This window comes from Sphingomonas panacisoli, from assembly GCF_007859635.1.
GTDB lineage: Bacteria > Pseudomonadota > Alphaproteobacteria > Sphingomonadales > Sphingomonadaceae > Sphingomonas > Sphingomonas panacisoli.
Genome location: NZ_CP042306.1, coordinates 624,801 through 640,453 on the forward strand (window position 1 = coordinate 624,801; position 15,653 = coordinate 640,453).

19 protein-coding genes and 1 pseudogene are annotated in these 15,653 nt (G+C 65.2%); 7 read left to right on the top strand and 13 right to left on the bottom strand.

From position 1 onward, the window contains the following. The 9 genes and pseudogenes from FPZ24_RS03165 to FPZ24_RS03205 form a co-directional block, all read right to left on the bottom strand. Positions 1 to 411 (bottom strand): hypothetical protein, encoded by a 411-nt coding sequence (locus tag FPZ24_RS03165; RefSeq protein WP_146569678.1) that lies wholly within the window; start codon positions 409 to 411, stop codon positions 1 to 3. 52 nt (positions 412 to 463) lie between these two features. Beyond that, the gene (gloB, locus tag FPZ24_RS03170) at positions 464 to 1,189 is read right to left on the bottom strand and encodes a hydroxyacylglutathione hydrolase (protein WP_146569679.1); all 726 of its coding nucleotides are present in this window, start codon (positions 1,187 to 1,189) and stop codon (positions 464 to 466) included. Continuing rightward, on the bottom strand, positions 1,189 to 2,232 hold the full coding sequence (locus FPZ24_RS03175; RefSeq protein WP_146569680.1) for an NAD(P)H-dependent flavin oxidoreductase: 1,044 nt from the start codon (positions 2,230 to 2,232) through the stop codon (positions 1,189 to 1,191). Before FPZ24_RS03175 ends, gloB begins: the two co-directional genes overlap by 1 nt. Before the next feature lie 4 nt (positions 2,233 to 2,236). Further along, positions 2,237 to 2,686, bottom strand: coding sequence for a VOC family protein (locus FPZ24_RS03180; RefSeq protein WP_146569681.1), 450 nt, complete (start codon positions 2,684 to 2,686; stop codon positions 2,237 to 2,239). 137 nt (positions 2,687 to 2,823) lie between these two features. After that, positions 2,824 to 3,585, bottom strand: coding sequence for a tetratricopeptide repeat protein (locus FPZ24_RS03185; RefSeq protein WP_186729023.1), 762 nt, complete (start codon positions 3,583 to 3,585; stop codon positions 2,824 to 2,826). Continuing rightward, positions 3,585 to 4,293 (bottom strand): annotated as a pseudogene (locus tag FPZ24_RS03190) (alpha/beta fold hydrolase). Before FPZ24_RS03190 ends, FPZ24_RS03185 begins: the two are co-directional and overlap by 1 nt. 233 nt (positions 4,294 to 4,526) lie before the next feature. Next, positions 4,527 to 5,426 carry an alpha/beta fold hydrolase gene (locus tag FPZ24_RS03195; RefSeq protein WP_146569683.1) on the bottom strand — a complete coding sequence of 300 codons (900 nt, stop codon included), beginning with the start codon at positions 5,424 to 5,426 and terminating at the stop codon, positions 4,527 to 4,529. A 3-nt stretch (positions 5,427 to 5,429) separates the two neighbouring features. Next, positions 5,430 to 5,633, bottom strand: a complete 204-nt coding sequence (locus tag FPZ24_RS03200; protein WP_146569684.1) for a helix-turn-helix transcriptional regulator — start codon at positions 5,631 to 5,633, stop codon at positions 5,430 to 5,432. Next, positions 5,630 to 6,046, bottom strand: coding sequence for a hypothetical protein (locus FPZ24_RS03205; protein WP_146569685.1), 417 nt, complete (start codon positions 6,044 to 6,046; stop codon positions 5,630 to 5,632). Before FPZ24_RS03205 ends, FPZ24_RS03200 begins: the two co-directional genes overlap by 4 nt. Before the next feature lie 114 nt (positions 6,047 to 6,160). Between FPZ24_RS03205 and FPZ24_RS03210 the strand changes: the two genes are divergently transcribed. Then, entirely contained in the window at positions 6,161 to 7,102 is a 942-nt protein-coding gene (locus FPZ24_RS03210) for an IS1595 family transposase (RefSeq protein WP_146569686.1), read from the top strand. Positions 7,103 to 7,493: 391 nt separating this feature from the next. Here FPZ24_RS03210 and FPZ24_RS03215 read toward each other — a convergent pair whose 3' ends face one another. Then, the gene (locus tag FPZ24_RS03215) at positions 7,494 to 7,937 is read right to left on the bottom strand and encodes a hypothetical protein (RefSeq protein ID WP_186729024.1); all 444 of its coding nucleotides are present in this window, start codon (positions 7,935 to 7,937) and stop codon (positions 7,494 to 7,496) included. A gap of 291 nt (positions 7,938 to 8,228) precedes the next feature. Here FPZ24_RS03215 and FPZ24_RS17030 point away from each other — a divergent pair, with 291 nt between their 5' ends. Then, on the top strand, positions 8,229 to 8,405 hold the full coding sequence (locus FPZ24_RS17030; protein WP_186729025.1) for a hypothetical protein: 177 nt from the start codon (positions 8,229 to 8,231) through the stop codon (positions 8,403 to 8,405). A 197-nt stretch (positions 8,406 to 8,602) separates the two neighbouring features. Here FPZ24_RS17030 and FPZ24_RS03220 read toward each other — a convergent pair whose 3' ends face one another. Further along, positions 8,603 to 10,027 (bottom strand): UDP-N-acetylmuramate--L-alanine ligase, encoded by a 1,425-nt coding sequence (locus FPZ24_RS03220; RefSeq protein WP_146569688.1) that lies wholly within the window; start codon positions 10,025 to 10,027, stop codon positions 8,603 to 8,605. Between the two features lie 56 nt (positions 10,028 to 10,083). On the opposite strand from FPZ24_RS03220, the gene FPZ24_RS03225 reads away from it, so the two are divergent. From FPZ24_RS03225 to infC, 5 genes are all read left to right on the top strand, one after another. Continuing rightward, complete coding sequence (locus FPZ24_RS03225; protein WP_146569689.1) at positions 10,084 to 10,923, top strand: LD-carboxypeptidase; 840 nt, start codon at positions 10,084 to 10,086, stop codon at positions 10,921 to 10,923. 94 nt (positions 10,924 to 11,017) lie between these two features. After that, positions 11,018 to 11,476, top strand: coding sequence for a hypothetical protein (locus tag FPZ24_RS03230; protein ID WP_146569690.1), 459 nt, complete (start codon positions 11,018 to 11,020; stop codon positions 11,474 to 11,476). Between the two features lie 62 nt (positions 11,477 to 11,538). Further along, the gene (locus FPZ24_RS03235; RefSeq protein WP_146569691.1) at positions 11,539 to 11,808 is read left to right on the top strand and encodes a hypothetical protein; all 270 of its coding nucleotides are present in this window, start codon (positions 11,539 to 11,541) and stop codon (positions 11,806 to 11,808) included. 228 nt (positions 11,809 to 12,036) lie between these two features. Then, a complete protein-coding gene (gene thrS, locus FPZ24_RS03240) occupies positions 12,037 to 14,028 on the top strand; it encodes a threonine--tRNA ligase (RefSeq protein WP_146569692.1) in 1,992 nt (663 codons plus the stop codon). A gap of 89 nt (positions 14,029 to 14,117) precedes the next feature. Beyond that, positions 14,118 to 14,648, top strand: a complete 531-nt coding sequence (gene infC / locus FPZ24_RS03245) for a translation initiation factor IF-3 (RefSeq protein ID WP_146569693.1) — start codon at positions 14,118 to 14,120, stop codon at positions 14,646 to 14,648. Positions 14,649 to 14,719: 71 nt separating this feature from the next. Here the strand turns inward: infC and FPZ24_RS03250 are convergent, their stop codons facing one another. Together FPZ24_RS03250 and FPZ24_RS03255 are read right to left on the bottom strand one after the other, a co-directional pair. Continuing rightward, positions 14,720 to 15,277 (bottom strand): GNAT family N-acetyltransferase, encoded by a 558-nt coding sequence (locus FPZ24_RS03250; RefSeq protein WP_146569694.1) that lies wholly within the window; start codon positions 15,275 to 15,277, stop codon positions 14,720 to 14,722. Beyond that, positions 15,256 to 15,639 (bottom strand): VOC family protein, encoded by a 384-nt coding sequence (locus FPZ24_RS03255; protein WP_146569695.1) that lies wholly within the window; start codon positions 15,637 to 15,639, stop codon positions 15,256 to 15,258. The genes FPZ24_RS03250 and FPZ24_RS03255 overlap by 22 nt, the downstream gene beginning before the upstream one ends. Between the last annotated feature and the right edge of the window lie 14 nt (positions 15,640 to 15,653).

Consider the following 15,653-nt stretch of genomic DNA (forward strand, 5'->3'; position numbering starts at 1 on the left):
TTACTTGCGATACGTCGTGAACGATCCCAGCGAGCAGCTGCCGGTCGGGACGTCCGATCCCGGCGTGAACGTGCGACCGATATCGCCGCGGCACACACGGCCGAAGTTCGACTTGGTCACCAGATAGTCGCCGCGCGAAATGCCTTCGCATCCGGCCGTGGTATCGTTGACATAGACCAGGTTCTGATTGACCCGATACACCAGCGTCGAGCCGTACGCCTTCAGCGACGTGCTCTGGAAGCTGTCCAGGCAATCGCCGGTCTTGGTCGCGCGCAGCCCGGCGAGTTGTTGGCCCAGTGCGGCGCGATCGGCCTCGGCGGCGGCCTGGGCCCGCGCGGTTTCGGCGGGGGTCATCGCGCAGCCGGTCAGCGCCAGCGCGGCGAAAGCGAGTGTGGGAACAAGGATACGCATCGGCGACTCCATCGCATCAACCCCCGTTAGTGGCAGTCTAACGCACCAGCGTTCAAAAAGCATCCTTTGCAGCGCGGCGTGCGGCGAATTGTTCGGCGGAGGATGCGCGCATGAAGGGGTTCGTCGCGCGCTCCTCGCCGATCGTCGTGGGGACGGTCGGTTCCCCCCGGTCGCGCATCCGTTCGACCGTGGCCAATCGCTCAGCGATGTCCGCATTCCCCGGCTCAGCAACGTGCGCGTATATGGCGTTGGAGAGCGTGTATTCGTGCGCGCAATAGACCTGCGTCTCGGGCGGCAATTTCGCGAGGCGTTGCAGATTGGCGTGCATCTGCTCGGCCGTCCCCTCGAACAGCCGCCCGCAGCCCATCGCGAACAATGTGTCGCCGGGGAACAAAGCGGCGTCGTCGGCGAAGTGATACGTGATGTGGCCCGCCGTATGTGCGGGCGTTTCCAATACCGTCGCGACATGCTTGCCCAGCGTCACGGTATCGCCCTCCGCGACCAGCCGATCGGCGGTCGGGATCTTCGCGGCTTCGGCGGCGGGGGCGATGACCGGGGCGCCGGTCGCGTCCTTGATCGCTTGATTGCCGCCCGTGTGGTCGGGATGCCAGTGGGTGTTCCAGATCGCCGAGATCGTCCAGCCACGCTTCTCCGCTTCGGCCAGCACCGGCGCGGCATCGCCGGGATCGACCACCATCGTCTCGTCGCTGTCGGGGTCGTGGACCAGCCAGATGTAATTGTCGCTGAACGCGGGAATGCGGACGATGTCGAGCGGCATCAAGCGGTCTCCAGACGGGCAAGGGTTTCGGCGGCGAGGCGGCAGGTCAGCGTCTCGGCGGGTTCGGGCTGCACGCGGGCGGCGCCGGTGCCGGCCCAGAGCGGCGAATAGTCGCCGCGCCCGTCGGCTTCGGCCTTGGCGCGCAGCGGCGCAAGCGCGGCGCTGGCGTATGGGAAGGGCGGCGCGGTGGGATTGATCGGCCCGATCGCGTCGATCAACCGGTTGCGCAGGCCGCGCGCGACGCCGCCCGAAAACAGGTTGGTGAAGACCGTCTCGGTCGCGGTACCGAGCAACGCGCGGTGCGGCGCGCTCGCGTTGCTCTCGGGGCTGGCGAGATAGGCGGTACCAAGCTGCACCGCGCTCGCGCCGGCGGACAATGCTGCCGCCATGTCCGCCGCATCGACGATGCCGCCGGCGGCGATCGTCGGAACATCGACCGCGACCTGCAACAGGTCGGCGAGCGGCGTCGGCTGATGCCGGCCAAGAAACCAACCGGCGTGTCCGCCGGCCTCGGCGCCCTGCAGGACGATCGCATCCACCTCGGCCTCCGCCAGCCAGCGGACTTCGGCGGGCGTCGTCGCATTGCCGACGATCGCCGCACCGGTCGCCAGCACGCGCTCGATCAGGTCGGGGGAGGGCAGTCCGAAATGGAAGCTGACGATCTCTGGCCGCACCGCTTCGACAGCTTCGGCCATCGCCGCGTCGAACGGGCGGCGGAGCGGCGGCGGTGAGCCCGGTTCGACGCCTTCCAGCGCGTAGAACGGCTTCAGCACCTCGCGCCACGCGGTGTCGTCGGGCGCGGGACCAAGCCGATGGCAGAAGAAATTGAGGTTGAGCGGCCCGTCCGCGTCGGCGCGCACCTCGGCCGCCTGCACGATGACCTGGATCGGCGTCAGCATCGCGCAGGGCAGCGACCCGACCGCGCCGCCGCGCATCGCCGCGACCGCCAGCTCCACGCCGCTCGCACCCGCCATCGGCGCCTGGACGATCGGCACGGCCGCGCCGGTCAGGTCCAGAAACCGCCGATCGGGCCAGCCGGTCACGCGCCTACCATTCGCCCGTGTTCGGCATCGACGCCCAGGGTTCGGCCGGTTCGAGCACGCCGTCCTGCAGGATCTCGATCGAGATGTTGTCGGGGGTGCGGACGAACGCCATGTGGCCGTCGCGCGGCGGGCGGTTGATCGTGACTCCGGCATCCATCAGTCGCTGGCACGTGTCGTAGATATTCTCGACGCGGTACGCGAGGTGCCCGAAATTGCGCCCGCCGGTATAGGTCTCGGCGCTGCCGTCCTCGGCCGGCCAGTTATAGGTCAGCTCGACTTCCGCCCGGCGCTTGTCGCCCAGTTCGGCATTGTCGTCGGGCGTCGCGAGAAAGATCAGCGTGAAGCGGCCCTTCTCGTTGTCGAAGCGGCGGATTTCCTTGAGGCCCAGCAGCTCGAAGAATTTGACCGTCGCGTCGGGGTCGCTGACGCGGATCATCGTGTGGAGATAGTTCATGTGGGCGCTCCCAGGGGTTGGTGGGGAGATAGGGGTCCTTATCACGCCATGCCACCCTGCCGTGCTCCTGCGAAAGCAGGAGCCCAGGATAGTTTGCGCTAAGCGACCCTGGGCTCCTGCTTTCGCAGGAGCACGTGCTATTTTGACGATGGTGCCGGCGCTGGCGCAGGCGGCGCATCGAACTGTCCCAGCGCCGCCCGCGCATTCTGCCCGGCCGCACTGGTCGGCGCGATCTTCACCGCGGCTTCCCAGGCCTTCTTCGCCGCGTCCGCGTCGCCCGCCAGCGCGGCGATATTGCCCGCCTCCAGCTGCACCGACGCGTCGTCAGCCGACAGCCGCAACGCCTCCCCGATATCGTTCTGCGCGCGCGGCAAGTCCTTCATCCGCCGCGCCAGCGTCGCCGACAACAGCCATGCCAGTGGATCCTTCGGCGCGTTGTCCAGCGCCGCGTCGAGATCGGTCCGCGCCCCGGCCAACTGGCCCGCCGCGACCAGCGCCCGCGCGCGGTCGAGCAATGCCTCGCCCTTGTCCTGGCCGGTCAGCGTGCCGTCCGCGAGCGCATTGTTGAGCGCCGCGTAGGCCTTGACCGGCTCGCCCGTCGCCAGCCACGCATTGCCCGCCTGCGCCCAGTATCGCGTCGCCAGTGGATCCTTCGCGGTCGTGGCCTCCTGCGCCGCCGCCTCGAACGCGATCGCGGCGTCGCGCCAACGTTCCTCCATCGCATAGGCGAGGCCCAGACACTGCCGCGCCCGCGCCCCGCCACCCGCCAGCCGGAACCGCTCGGCTTCGTTGCGCGCCGCCTCCGGATTGCTCGTCGCGAGGTCGAGGCACGCCCGATACCGTACGTCGGTCGGGTTCATCGTGTCGGCGGCTTGCAGCGCGAGCGCGAGGAAGATCATCAAAGGCTTTCTATCGTCCGGATCAGCACCGCGATGTCGCCGTCGCGCGACAGGCGGTGGTCGCCGTCCTTGATCAGCGTCGCGTGAACGTCGGCTGACCGGAGGCGGTGGATCAGGTGCAGCGTGCGGTCGATCGGCACGTCGCGGTCGCCGAAGCCGTGGATCAACCGCACCGGGCAATCGATCGCGATTTCCGCCGCGGTCATCCGCGACGCTTCGCCGGATTGCCAGAAGCGGCTGGTGAAGACGGTCGGCTGGTCGGAATAAGGCGAGGGACGCTCGATGCGGCCTTCCTGCAAGAGCTTCATCTTCTCGTCCATCGAGAAGCCCCAATCGGTGAAGTCCGCGGCCGCGGCGATCCCGACCAGCGCCGCGACCTTTTCCGGATGGTCGCGCGCGATCATCAGCGCGATCCACCCGCCCATCGACGACCCGACGAGGATTGCGGGTTCGCCGAACAGGTCGAGGATTTGAAGCGCATCGTCGCGCCAGCCGGTCAGCGTCTGGTCCTCGAACGCGCCTTCGCTGCGGCCGCATCCGGCATAGTCGAACCGGCAGAAAGTGCGGCCGGCGGACTTCGCCCATGCTTCGAGTGCGAGTGCTTTGGCACCCTCCATGTCGGAGGCGTAGCCGGGGGAGGAACAGGACCGGTGGACCCTTGCCGGTGGTCAGGTGATAGGCGAGCGCGGGACGGGGGGCGGTGGTCATGATGCGCGCCCTACCAACTCCGTCACCCCCGCGAAAGCGGACCAATCCCTCCCCCGCCAGGGGGAGCGTGCTGGGTCGGATCGTCCCCCGGACGATCCGCGAACATGCGGGGCATGTTCGACCTCGCACGCGCCGAAGGCGACGGAGGGGGCGGACGCCCATCGATAGCGACGTGCCTCCTCCCCCTCCGTCAGCAAGCTGACACCTCCCCCTGGCGGGGGAGGATATGGTCGTCACCCCACGAACGCCATCACCGCCTTCGCGAACACCTCGGGCTGGTCGAGCATGATGAAGTGCGCGCTGTCGTCGATCCGCTGATAGGTAACGTGCGGCGCGGCGGCGTAGGCGCCCTTGTAGAACGGATCGGCCATCGCCGCGGGCAGCCCGGCCGAACTCGGATAGAGCAGGGTGATCGGCGTCTCGATCTTGGCGAGGTCGCCGCGCAGGTCGGTCGTCATGTCCTCGTACATCGCCTCCGCCGACACGCGCGGATCGGCCTTCATCACATAGTCGACGACCTTGGCCTGGCTCTCGGGTTTCAGCGCCAGCGCCTTGGCGGTCCCTTGCGCGTTCGCTGCATCGGGCTTGCCGTAGCTTGCCGCCATCTGGTCGCGCATCGCCTTGGCGCGCGGCTCGACCGCCGGGACCGTCGCGGTCGGACCGAACAGCATCCCGAACCACGGCAGCGAGTCGACGATCATCAGCTTGCCGACATCCGCCGGGTGCGCCTTCGCCAGCATCAGGCCGACAAGGCCGCCCATCGAATGCCCGATCACCGCCGCGCCGCTCAGTTTGTTCTTGGCGATATAGGCATCCACGTCCGTGACGATCCCGTCGAGCACGCCAGCTTTCAGGTTCGCGCCCGCATCGTCACCCGCGAACCCGTTGACCTGGATCAGCACCACGCGGTGCGTCTTCGCCAGATCGCTCGCGACGCCGTCCCACACCGAACGCGGGCTCGACAGGCCGGGGATCAGGATGACCGGCGATCCCTTGCCCATCGTCACGACGGAGATGTGGTCCATCCGGACTTCGGCCGAGGTCGCGGCCGGCGCCGCATGGGCATGGTCGGGGTTCAGCACCAGCAGCGGGGTCAGGCAGGCGGCGGCGATACGGAGGGGAATGTATTTCATGGCTCAGACTTCCTTGGAGGGAGAAACGAAAATCTCTTCGATCGCGAGGCCGAACGTCTCGGCGATCTTGAAGGCGAGGGGGAGCGAGGGGTCGTAGCGGCCGGTCTCGATCGCGTTGACGCTCTGGCGCGACACGTCGAGGGCGGTGGCGAGGTCGCCCTGGCTCCAGTTGCGCTCGGCGCGCAGGACCTTGAGGCGGTTGTTCATGCGCCGCGGCCCACGGTCGAGAGCCGATTGGCGCAGGTGCCGAGCCCCAGCCCGCCGAACCACAGGATCGACACCCAATAGGCTTCGACATGCTGGACCATCTCGAAGCTTTCGAGGAAGCCCCAGATCGTCGCGATGCTGAGCGCGAACCCGCTGGCCCACAGTGCCTGGCGCACCGTCATCATGCGGACGTACTCGTCGCTCTCTTCGACCAGGTACAGGCCGATCGCCACGAAGATGCCGACGATCGGCAATGCCGGCAGGACCGCCACGACCCAGGCGATCGGCCCCGCGACGAGGTGGTGTTTGAACCCGTAGACCGCCCCGATCAGGAAGGCGGAATAGAGCAGGCTGAGGACGATGACCCGCACATTGTAGCGACGTGTCGCGCGGGTCTTGGTGAGGAAGGACATGTAAAGGCTCCTTTCGAATCAGTGAAGGAAGCTTTACAGTCAAGCGAGCTTGTCAGTCAAGTGTGCTGGTCATTATGCACTTGACATACCAAGAGCCGTAGCCTACCAAAAGGCATGACCACGAAGCTTTCCGACCCGATTTACAACGATGAAGCTGCGGCTCGCGCCCATTTCGAGCGTATCCGTTGGCCGAACGGGCGCGTTTGCCCTCATTGCGGCGTTGTGGACAATTCGACGGAGTTGAAGGGTAAGACGACGCGCGCGGGCCTGTACAAGTGCAATGCGAAAGAATGCCGCAAGCCCTTCTCTGCAATCATGGGGACCGTTTACGAGAAGTCGCACGTGCCGCTGCACAAGTGGCTCCTCGCGACCTATCTGCTTTGCTCATCAAAGAAGGGCATCAGCTCGGTTCAACTCCAGCGGATGCTGGGCTTTGGCTCCTATCGCACCGCTTGGTTTGTGGCGCATCGCATCCGTGAAGCCATGAAGGCGTCCGGCAATGAGCCGGCGATGGGATCGGGCGGCACCATGGTCGAAGCTGACGAGACTTTTTACGGTCGCGTTCCCGGCAATAGCCGCATGGCAATCCACAACATGAATAAAATTGTTTCGCTGGTTGATCGCGCCACTGGCCGCGCCGCTTCAACGGTGGTGATCGGCTCGCTTAGCCACGCGTCGATTGGCCCGATCCTCGCCAAGCACATGGCGGATGAAGCTGTTTTGATGACCGACGAGGCCCACCACTATAAGACGATTGGTACCCGTTACGTTGCTCATCACACGGTCAATCATGCACGCGGTGAATACGTTCAGCGCGGCAATACGACCATTCATTCGAACACGATCGAGGGATTTTTCAGCGTGTTCAAGAAGGGGATGAAGGGCATCTACCAACACTGCGGATCGCAGCACTTGGCGCGGTACCTTTCGGAGTTCGACTTTCGCTATTCGAACCGGGAGGCCCTCGGCATCAACGACATCATGCGTACCGATCGCGCCGTTGCAGGGACCGTTGGCCGTCGCCTAACCTACAAAAAACCTCACCTCGCAGTCTAAGTACCCGCCTCTCGGCCGGAAGAGAAAGCGGCGTCGGATCAAGTGCCAATAGGACGACCTACTTTGCCTTTGCGGGGTCGCTTTTCACGGGGGGTAGGAGGCGTCGAAAGCATCCGTTTGACTACCTCGTCTCGCCGACGCGCAGCTTCCTCTTCGCTGACGGCTTCATCCGACATTAGCGATTCCAATCGATATACAGACATGGTATGGGCGTACGCCCGCGTGGACTAGACGCGGGCGCAGAGGCCGATTTGTGGCGCTAGATCTAACTACGGTTTTTTCATGTGCCACGCTCCCCTGACCATCAGGGCGGTCACCCTTACAAATGAGCCTACGGGACCGGGGGCGCCACACCCCCGGTTCACCCTTTCGGGCGAACTTTGAACCACCATCATCGCGCGCGCTCCGCTGGAATGATTGGGGTTACGTTGTCTGCAAGGGGAAGCGAGGGGCTTTGGTCCTCTTCCTGCTCGTCGTCATCAATGGGCGCGCGGTCGAACGGATAAAGTACGCCGCGAACGTCCTTTATTTCCTCTCTACCAATGGCGCGCCCCACCAGGTTGTAAAACCCGTTCATGTTCTTGCGCAACGCGTCGGCAAAGGCGGGATCGTGGTTGGCAATCACCTCCCTAAGTTCGGTCCGCGTGTACCCGCGATCGGCTGTCTTGAAGAAATCGCGGACCCAGCCGCTCATCGTTCCGGCGCTTCGAGCGTCCACGCGCTTTTCCAGCCGTGGGGCCGGGGCTGGGGCCTCAATCTCCTCGGGGGTGAGGCCTAGCGCGTTCGCCGCAACCAACAGCTTCTGGTCAATGGCCGCGATCTCGGTGAGCAGCAACTCACGCCGCTCACGCAGCAAGTCGAATTGGCGACTCACAAGGTCAAAGAACGGGGGAGGCTTCTGGGACATTGCGCCGCCGTACACCCCTCACACCCATTCACCAAGCGGATTCTACCCACACCCCACATAAAATTCCTTATTTGTTCCGAAGTTCGTGGTATGTTCTGGTATGTGAAGTGCATATTGACCAGTGTGCTTGTCATCAAAAAAATTGGGTCACGGAACTCTTGCCTGCGCCGTCCAACAGGAGCACCCCTTGTCTCCTCGATGCAGTAAAGGAGTTGAAAGATGCGCACTCTGTTTCTCGCTCTCGCTGTTGCTTCCTTGTCCGCCACGCCCGCGCTCGCCGCACCGTGCAAGGACGCCAAAGGCAAGTTCATGAAGTGTCCGGAAAAGAAGCCCGTGCGGTGCAAACTGAACGGCAAGTTCGCCAAGTGCGGCACGCCGGGCGCGAAGCCGGTCTGATCCAGTTTTTCCGGGTTCGCCAGCGTCTCGCCCCCCGCGAGTCGCTGGCGGACACTGCATCAACGCTGGTAATGTAGGATTTCGCCTGACATCGTCGTCGGGCTCTTTGATATCGTCATGTCATCCACCGCGTGCTTCTGCGACGGCAGCAACGGGGGGCACCGCGCTAGTGTAACCCTAGTGTAACCTTTGGAGCCTCACCAGTCCGCGATCGCCGCCAAAATATCACCCGCGACCTGGCTCAACGTATCATCCCGCGCGCCCATCACGATCGCGCGGTCGCCGCTTTGGGCGAGCGCGGCGATCGTCGTCGCGGCCTCCGCGCGGTCGGCGATATGGCGGGCGTCGCAGCCTGTCGCGACCAGGTCCGCGACGATGTCGGCGCTGGTCACCTCGCGCGTGACGGTACCGCCGTAATAGGCCGGGTCGGGCAGGATCAGCACGTCGCCGGGCTTGAGATTGTCCGCAAACGCCTCGACCAGTTCGCGGCGCATCACCTTGAGCGGACCATAACCGTGCGGCTGGAACAGCACGAGCAGCCGCCCGGGAAAGGCATGGAGCGTGGCAAGCGTGGCGGCGATCTTGTCGGGGTTGTGGCCGAAATCGTCGAGCACCGTCACGCCCCGCGTTTCGCCGACCAGCTCGAACCGGCGGCTCAGCCCGGTGAACCCGCCGATCGCCACCGCCGCTTCGTCGAGCGCGATCCCGGCGCAGTGCGCGGCGGCGATCGCGGCGAGCGCGTTGGAGATATTGTGGCGCCCCGGCACTTGCAGCTCGACCGGCAGCGGATCGTGTTCGCGGGTCACCAGCGTGAAGCTCGCGCCATACGGGCGCGCTTCGATGTCGCGGGCGCTGAACGCGGCGTCGATATCGATCCCGAAGCCGACGACCTTGCGCGCCGGCAACTTGCGGGCCAGCGCCGCGCCGTCGGGATTGTCCATGTTGACGACGGCCAGTTCGGCCTTGGCGATGAAGTCGCCGAACAACTGATTGAGCTCTTCCAGGCTCTTGTGATCGAGGCTGACATTGTTGAGCACCGCGACGCGCGGCGCGAACAGCGCGATCGACCCGTCGCTTTCGTCCACTTCGCTGACGAAGGCGTCGCCGCCGCCGACCAGCGCGCTGGCGAACGGCGCATTGGGCGTCGCGAAATTCTTCATCACTGCGCCGTTCATCACGGTCGGGTCGCGGTTGGTGGCGTGGAAGATCCAGCCGATCATGCCGGTCACGGTAGATTTGCCGCTGGTCCCGCCGACGGCGATCGGCATCGTGCTGTCGTTGAACAATTCGGCCAGCATCGCCGCGCGCGTGCGGCGCTCGCAGCCCAATCGCTCGGCGGCGATCATGTCGGGGACGGCGGCCTCGATCGCGGCGGAGGCGACGACGATCTGGTCGGGCGAGGTAACCCCGCTGCCGTCCTGCGGGAACAGATCGACGCCCAGGTCGCGAAGATAATCGAACTTGGCGGGCAGGCGTGCCTGGTCGAGGCTGCGATCCGACCCCGCGACCGTCCGCCCGCGCGCCGCCAGGATCATCGCCAACGGCATCATCCCCGACCCGCCGATGCCGACGAAGAAAGCGGGCTTGTCGGACGGGTCGATCGGGGTGTTGGCGTCGGGCATAGGATACGGCTATCCCCGCTTTCACGAACGACGGCAAGGACGGGGCGGCGACGCACATGAAAATCGCGGTAATGGCGCCCGCCAATCGGGTCGACGAACACGCGCTCGATGCCGTGCCTGCGCTTGCGGCCGAATACGGCGTGGAACTGGTGATCGACCCGCAAAGCTGGGCGTCGGGCGGCGGGCATACCTGGGCCGGGCCGGACGAACTGCGCGCCGACACGTTCCTGAAATATGCCAACGACCCCAGCTATCACGCGATCTGGTTCGCGCGCGGCGGCTATGGATCGAACCGGCTGTTCCCCCTGATCTTCCCGCACCTGGAAGAGGCCGCGAAGCGTAAGGCGTATATCGGCTATTCGGACATGGGGTTCCTGCTCGGTGCGCTCTATGCGCGCAAGATCGGCAAGCCGATCCACGGCCCGATGCCGGTCGACATCAACCGCAAGGTCGGCGGGCGCGAGTGCGCGGCGCGGACGCTGGCGTGGCTGACGAAGGGCGATAAATCCGCGCTCGAGCCCGGCATCATCGGGACGGGCAAGCCCGCGGCCGCATTCAATCTGTCGATCCTCGCCGCGATGGTCGGCACGAAATGGCTGCCCGATCTGGCCGACCACGATCTGCTGGTCGAGGAAGTCAGCGAGCATCTCTACCGCGTCGATCGGATGATGTTCACCGTGTCCAACGCCACTCAGCTGGCCGGGATCAACTCGCTGCGGGTCGGGACGATTACCTTGCCCGACGCCGACGGCCAGGCCGATTTCGGCCATTCGCCCGATCAGATCGCCTGGCATTGGTCGAAGCTGATGAAGAAGCCGTACGAAGGCCGCGCGCTGATCGGTCATGACGCGAACAACCGTGTCGTGCCGTTCGGGCAGGTAATCCCTAAGGATTGACCCATTTTGGGCGTGATTGCGGCCGGACTGTGCTGAAACGAACTTGTTGCTAACCAATTGGCCCTAGCACCCGTCTTTCCGGGAGGGCTGGCACGTGCCGCAGACGCTTGAAGCTTATCATGCCGAAATCGAAGCGATGATCGTCGAGGGCGAGGGAGTCGTCGCTGCTCGCGATCCCGCCACCGCCAAGCATCTCAAGCGCCGCGTCGCCGATTCGATGTTGCTGGTCGCATCGTACCAGTTGTTCGTCCACCGCCAGGTGTTCGCGCCGTTGCTGGGCCAGGCCGATCCGGCGCTCCGTGCGCGGGTCAACGAAGTGAAGGTCGAGTGCATCGCGTTGACCGAGGATCTGCGCTTCAACGTCAAGGACTTCCTGGCCGATGAAACCCCGCTCGACTGGGATCTGACCGCGGCCAAGATGGCGTGGTTCAATGGACGGCTGAAGAAGCATATCGCCGACGTCCGCCAATTGATGTCGCCGGACCTCAGCGACAAGCAGCACGCCGCACTGATCGCGCGCCGCACCGGCGCGGTGGGACCGGTCGCCGCCTGAACCTTGACAGGTCGCGGACAGACCGCGACGGGGACGCCATCCCCAGTTTCAAGGACGACGACATGGACGAAGTAGCAGACCTGCAGGCCCAATTGGTCGCCTTGCGCATGGCCGTCGAAGGCACGTGGATCTCGTTGCTTAACAACGATCCCGATCCCGTCGCGATGGTGGCCAAGCTGAAGGACGCCAACATCGAAGCGGTCAACCAGCTCGACGCCTCGACCCCCAATGCCCGGGGCCTGCGCGATGCCGTGGCCGCGCACACCGCGCACATCTGGGGGTCGATCGAATGGCAGATCCAGCACGCGCGCGAGCCGCAAACCGAGCAGTGACTGGCGTCGTTAACCGATCCGGCCTATATACCTGCCCATGAACGCTCGCGCGATCTTCACGACTACTACCACCCTCCCGGGTTTCCGGGGGGCTGTCGGCACGCGCGTCTAGCGCCGCCGATGACCTCGCCCGGGAACGGGTGAGGCCGGCGTCCGCTCTCCCGTTCCAGTCTTTTCCTCGGACGCCGCCGCGTGCATAGGCGCGCGCAAGGTAACAGGAACAAGACCATGCTCTCGATCACGCTCCCCGACGGCTCCGTGCGTGAAGTCGCGCCCGGCACCACGCCGGCGGACATCGCCGCCGCGATTGGCCCCGGCCTCGCCAAGGCGGCGATCGCCGCGCGGGTCGACGGCGAACTGCGCGATATCACGCGGCCGCTGGAGGCCAACGCTAACCTCGCGCTGGTGACGAGCCGCGACGAGAAAGACGCGCTCGAACTCGCGCGCCACGACTTCGCGCACGTACTCGCGGAGGCGGTGCAGAACCTGTTCCCCGGCACGCAGATCACCTTCGGCCCGGCGACCGACGACGGTTTCTACTACGACTTCGCGCCGAAGGACCGCCCGTTCACGGAAGAAGATCTGCCCGCGATCGAAGCCGAGATGCGCAAGGTCATCGGCAAGGACGAGCCGCTGATCCGCGAGGTCTGGTCGCGCCAGCAATTGCTCGATCGGTGGAAGGCGCAGGGCGAGACGTTCAAGGCCGAATGGGCCGCCGAACTGCCCGAAGGCGAAGAACTGACGGTCTACAAGGCCGGCAACGGCCCAGACGCGTGGCTCGATATGTGCCGCGGGCCGCACCTTGCCTCGACGGGCAAGCTCGACCCCAACGCGTTCAAACTGACGCGCGTGTCGGGCGCCTATTGGCGCGGCGATCAGAATAACGCGATGCTGAGCCGCATCTACGGCACCGGCTGGCTCAACAAGAAGCAGCTCGACGAGCACCTGTTCCGGCTGGAGGAGGCCGCCAAGCGCGACCACCGCAAGCTGGGGCAGGAGATGGACCTGTTCCACCTCCAGGCCGAAGCGCACGGATCGGTGTTCTGGCACCCTAAGGGCTATATGATCTGGCGCGAGCTGGAGGCGTATATGCGCCGCGCGATCGACGCCGCTGGCTATCGCGAGGTTAAGACGCCGCAGGTCATGGACGCGCGCCAGTGGGAGCAGTCCGGCCACTGGGGCAAGTATCGCGAGAACATGTTCGTCATCCCCGACGAAGTGCCCAACGTCGAGGACGACGGCCCGATCGTATCCAACGACGCACAGTGGATGGCGCTCAAGCCGATGAATTGCCCGGCGCACGTCCTGATCTTCCGCCAGGGGATCAAATCGTACCGCGACCTGCCGCTGCGCTTCTACGAGAATGGCTGCTGCCACCGCAACGAGCCGCACGGCGCGTTGCACGGTCTGATGCGTGTCCGTCAGTTCACGCAGGACGACGCGCACATCTTCTGCCGCGAGGACCAGATCGTCCAAGAGGTGCAGGATTTCTGCGCGCTGGCCGACCGGATCTACAAGGATTTCGGCTTCACCTATTCGATCAAGCTCGCGCTACGCCCTGACAATCGCTTCGGCACCGAGGAGATGTGGGACCAGGCCGAGGCGGAACTGCGCGACGCCGTGGTCCGCGCCGGCATGGCGACCGAGGAATATGGCTGGGAAGAACTGCCGGGCGAGGGGGCGTTCTACGCGCCCAAGCTCGAATGGCACCTGACCGATGCGATCGGACGGACATGGCAGGTTGGCACGATCCAGTCCGACCGCGTGCTGCCCGAACGGCTCGACGCGTCCTACGTCGGAGAGGACGGCGAGCGCCATCGCCCGGTGATGCTCCACCGCGCGATCTTCGGCAGCTACGAGCGGTTCATCGGCATCCTGATCGAGCATTTCGCGGGCAAGGTCCCGGCCTGGCTCGCGCCGGTGCAGGCGGTGGTCGCGACGATCGTGTCGGACGCCGACGATTATGCCGAACAGGTCGCCGCCGATTTGCGCAGGGCCGGGCTGCGGGTCGAAACCGACCTGCGCAACGAGAAGATCAACTATAAGGTGCGCGAACACAGCCTCGCGAAGGTTCCGAACCTGCTCGTCGTCGGCAAGCGCGAGGCCGACGAAGGCACCGTCGCGCTGCGCCAATTGGGCAGCGACCGGCAGCAGATGCTGAGCCTCGCCGAGGCCATCGAGAAGCTGACCGGCGAGGCCAAGGCGCCCGATCTCGCCTGATATCGCGGGGGAGGCTTTCGCCTTCCCCGCAAAACCACTATATCGACCCTCCAACAATCACAGGAGCTACGTCTATCCCACCGCCCAATATGCGCCGGCCTTTGCAGGCGCCGCCGATGAACGGCCCCCGATTCAACGAATTCATCCAGTCGCCCAAGGTCCGCGTGATCGACCATGAAGGCGAGAATCTCGGCGTGATGTACACGCGCGAGGCGATGGAGCAGGCCAACGAACTGGGTCTCGACCTGGTCGAAGTGTCGCCCAACGCCGATCCGCCGGTCGCCAAGTTCCTGGACGTCGGCAAGTTCAAGTACGAGGCCCAGAAAAAGGCCAACCTCGCCCGCAAGAGCCAGAAGACGCAGGAGATCAAGGAGATCAAGATGCGTCCGAACATCGACGATCATGATTATGAGACGAAGATGAAGGCGGTGCACAAGTTCATCGGTGAAGGCGACAAGGTGAAGATCACCCTCCGCTTCCGCGGTCGCGAGTTGTCGCACGGTCAGCTCGGCATGGCGTTGCTCAAGCGCGTCCAGGACGACACGGTCGAGGACGCCAAGATCGAGAGCTATCCGCGCATGGAAGGCCGACAGATGCTGATGGTGCTGTCGCCCAAGTAAAATAGCGGCGCTATTTTACGTCGCGTGGGCGACTCGGCCGGCAGCGCAAGGCGCTGGCCGACGGCGCGGATTTACTCCGCGCCGTTTTCGTTTGACGCTTTGATCAGGCTGGCCACATCCCGCCAGCCGTAAGCCACTTCCGCATCCCCGCCATCGACCCGCTCGGCCACAGCGACCCCACCCAGCCGCTCGTAAAACGCCCGCGCCGGCTTGTTGTCGGTAAGCACCCACAGCGCCATGCTGCGATAGCCCTCGGCGATCAGTCGGCGCGCCATCGCCTGCATCAGCAAGCGCCCGGCGCCGCGACGCTGGCCCGCTCTCAGTACGTAGAGCGCGGCAACCTCGCCCGCATAGCCTGCGGCCGCGAGCGCCGGCGAGCGCTGCATGGTGCACGACGCGAACCCGACGATCGCCCCGTCCGCTTCCGCGACGGCGATCCCGCGGGCGGTGCCGCTGGCGAGTTGATGCCGCCACATCGCGGCGCGCTCGGCGACGTTGAGCGCCGCGAGCCGGTCGGGTGGCATCAAGTCGGCATAGGCTTCGCGCCACGCGGCGACATGGATTTCACCGATCCGCTCGGCATCAGCCAGCCGCGCAGGGCGGACACTTATGCCGCTGGCGGTTGCCATAATTCGATCGCGTTGCCCTCAGGGTCATGAATCCGCGCGAACTGTCCGGTCGTCGGGTCGTTCCATTCGGGTTTCGTGATCACCTCGATCCCGTTCGCGTCGAGCTTCGCGATCAGGCTATCGAGATCGCTCACGCGGAAGTTGAGCATGAACTGCTTGTCCGCTGCGAAATAATCGGTGTCGGCCTTGAACGGCGCGAACACCATCGATCCGCCCTGAACGGTCCAACTCCATTGGTCGACCGGACCGGTATCGTCCGCCGCACATCCCGCGCCCACGTTCAGATTGTCGCGATACCAGGCGTTGAGCGCGTCCGGATCGTTCGCGCGGAAGAAGAAGCCACCCATTCCCAGTACCGGCATCGTCGATCTCCTGT

Excerpts from the sequence above, each read along its gene's own strand:
- FPZ24_RS03205 (WP_146569685.1), bottom strand. The coding sequence starts at position 6,046 with ATGTCCTTCCTCACCAAGACCCGCGCGACACGTCGCTACAATGTGCGG.
- FPZ24_RS03195 (WP_146569683.1), bottom strand. The coding sequence starts at position 5,426 with ATGAAATACATTCCCCTCCGTATCGCCGCCGCCTGCCTGACCCCGCTG.
- FPZ24_RS03220 (WP_146569688.1), bottom strand. The coding sequence starts at position 10,027 with ATGCCCGACGCCAACACCCCGATCGACCCGTCCGACAAGCCCGCTTTC.
- FPZ24_RS03225 (WP_146569689.1), top strand. The coding sequence starts at position 10,084 with ATGAAAATCGCGGTAATGGCGCCCGCCAATCGGGTCGACGAACACGCG.
- thrS (WP_146569692.1), top strand. The coding sequence starts at position 12,037 with ATGCTCTCGATCACGCTCCCCGACGGCTCCGTGCGTGAAGTCGCGCCC.
- gloB (WP_146569679.1), bottom strand. The coding sequence starts at position 1,189 with ATGCCGCTCGACATCGTCCGCATTCCCGCGTTCAGCGACAATTACATC.
- FPZ24_RS17030 (WP_186729025.1), top strand. The coding sequence starts at position 8,229 with ATGCGCACTCTGTTTCTCGCTCTCGCTGTTGCTTCCTTGTCCGCCACG.
- FPZ24_RS03200 (WP_146569684.1), bottom strand. The coding sequence starts at position 5,633 with ATGAACAACCGCCTCAAGGTCCTGCGCGCCGAGCGCAACTGGAGCCAG.
- infC (WP_146569693.1), top strand. The coding sequence starts at position 14,118 with ATGCGCCGGCCTTTGCAGGCGCCGCCGATGAACGGCCCCCGATTCAAC.
- FPZ24_RS03165 (WP_146569678.1), bottom strand. The coding sequence starts at position 411 with ATGCGTATCCTTGTTCCCACACTCGCTTTCGCCGCGCTGGCGCTGACC.
- FPZ24_RS03210 (WP_146569686.1), top strand. The coding sequence starts at position 6,161 with ATGACCACGAAGCTTTCCGACCCGATTTACAACGATGAAGCTGCGGCT.
- FPZ24_RS03255 (WP_146569695.1), bottom strand. The coding sequence starts at position 15,639 with ATGCCGGTACTGGGAATGGGTGGCTTCTTCTTCCGCGCGAACGATCCG.
- FPZ24_RS03185 (WP_186729023.1), bottom strand. The coding sequence starts at position 3,585 with ATGATCTTCCTCGCGCTCGCGCTGCAAGCCGCCGACACGATGAACCCG.
- FPZ24_RS03250 (WP_146569694.1), bottom strand. The coding sequence starts at position 15,277 with ATGGCAACCGCCAGCGGCATAAGTGTCCGCCCTGCGCGGCTGGCTGAT.
- FPZ24_RS03235 (WP_146569691.1), top strand. The coding sequence starts at position 11,539 with ATGGACGAAGTAGCAGACCTGCAGGCCCAATTGGTCGCCTTGCGCATG.
- FPZ24_RS03180 (WP_146569681.1), bottom strand. The coding sequence starts at position 2,686 with ATGAACTATCTCCACACGATGATCCGCGTCAGCGACCCCGACGCGACG.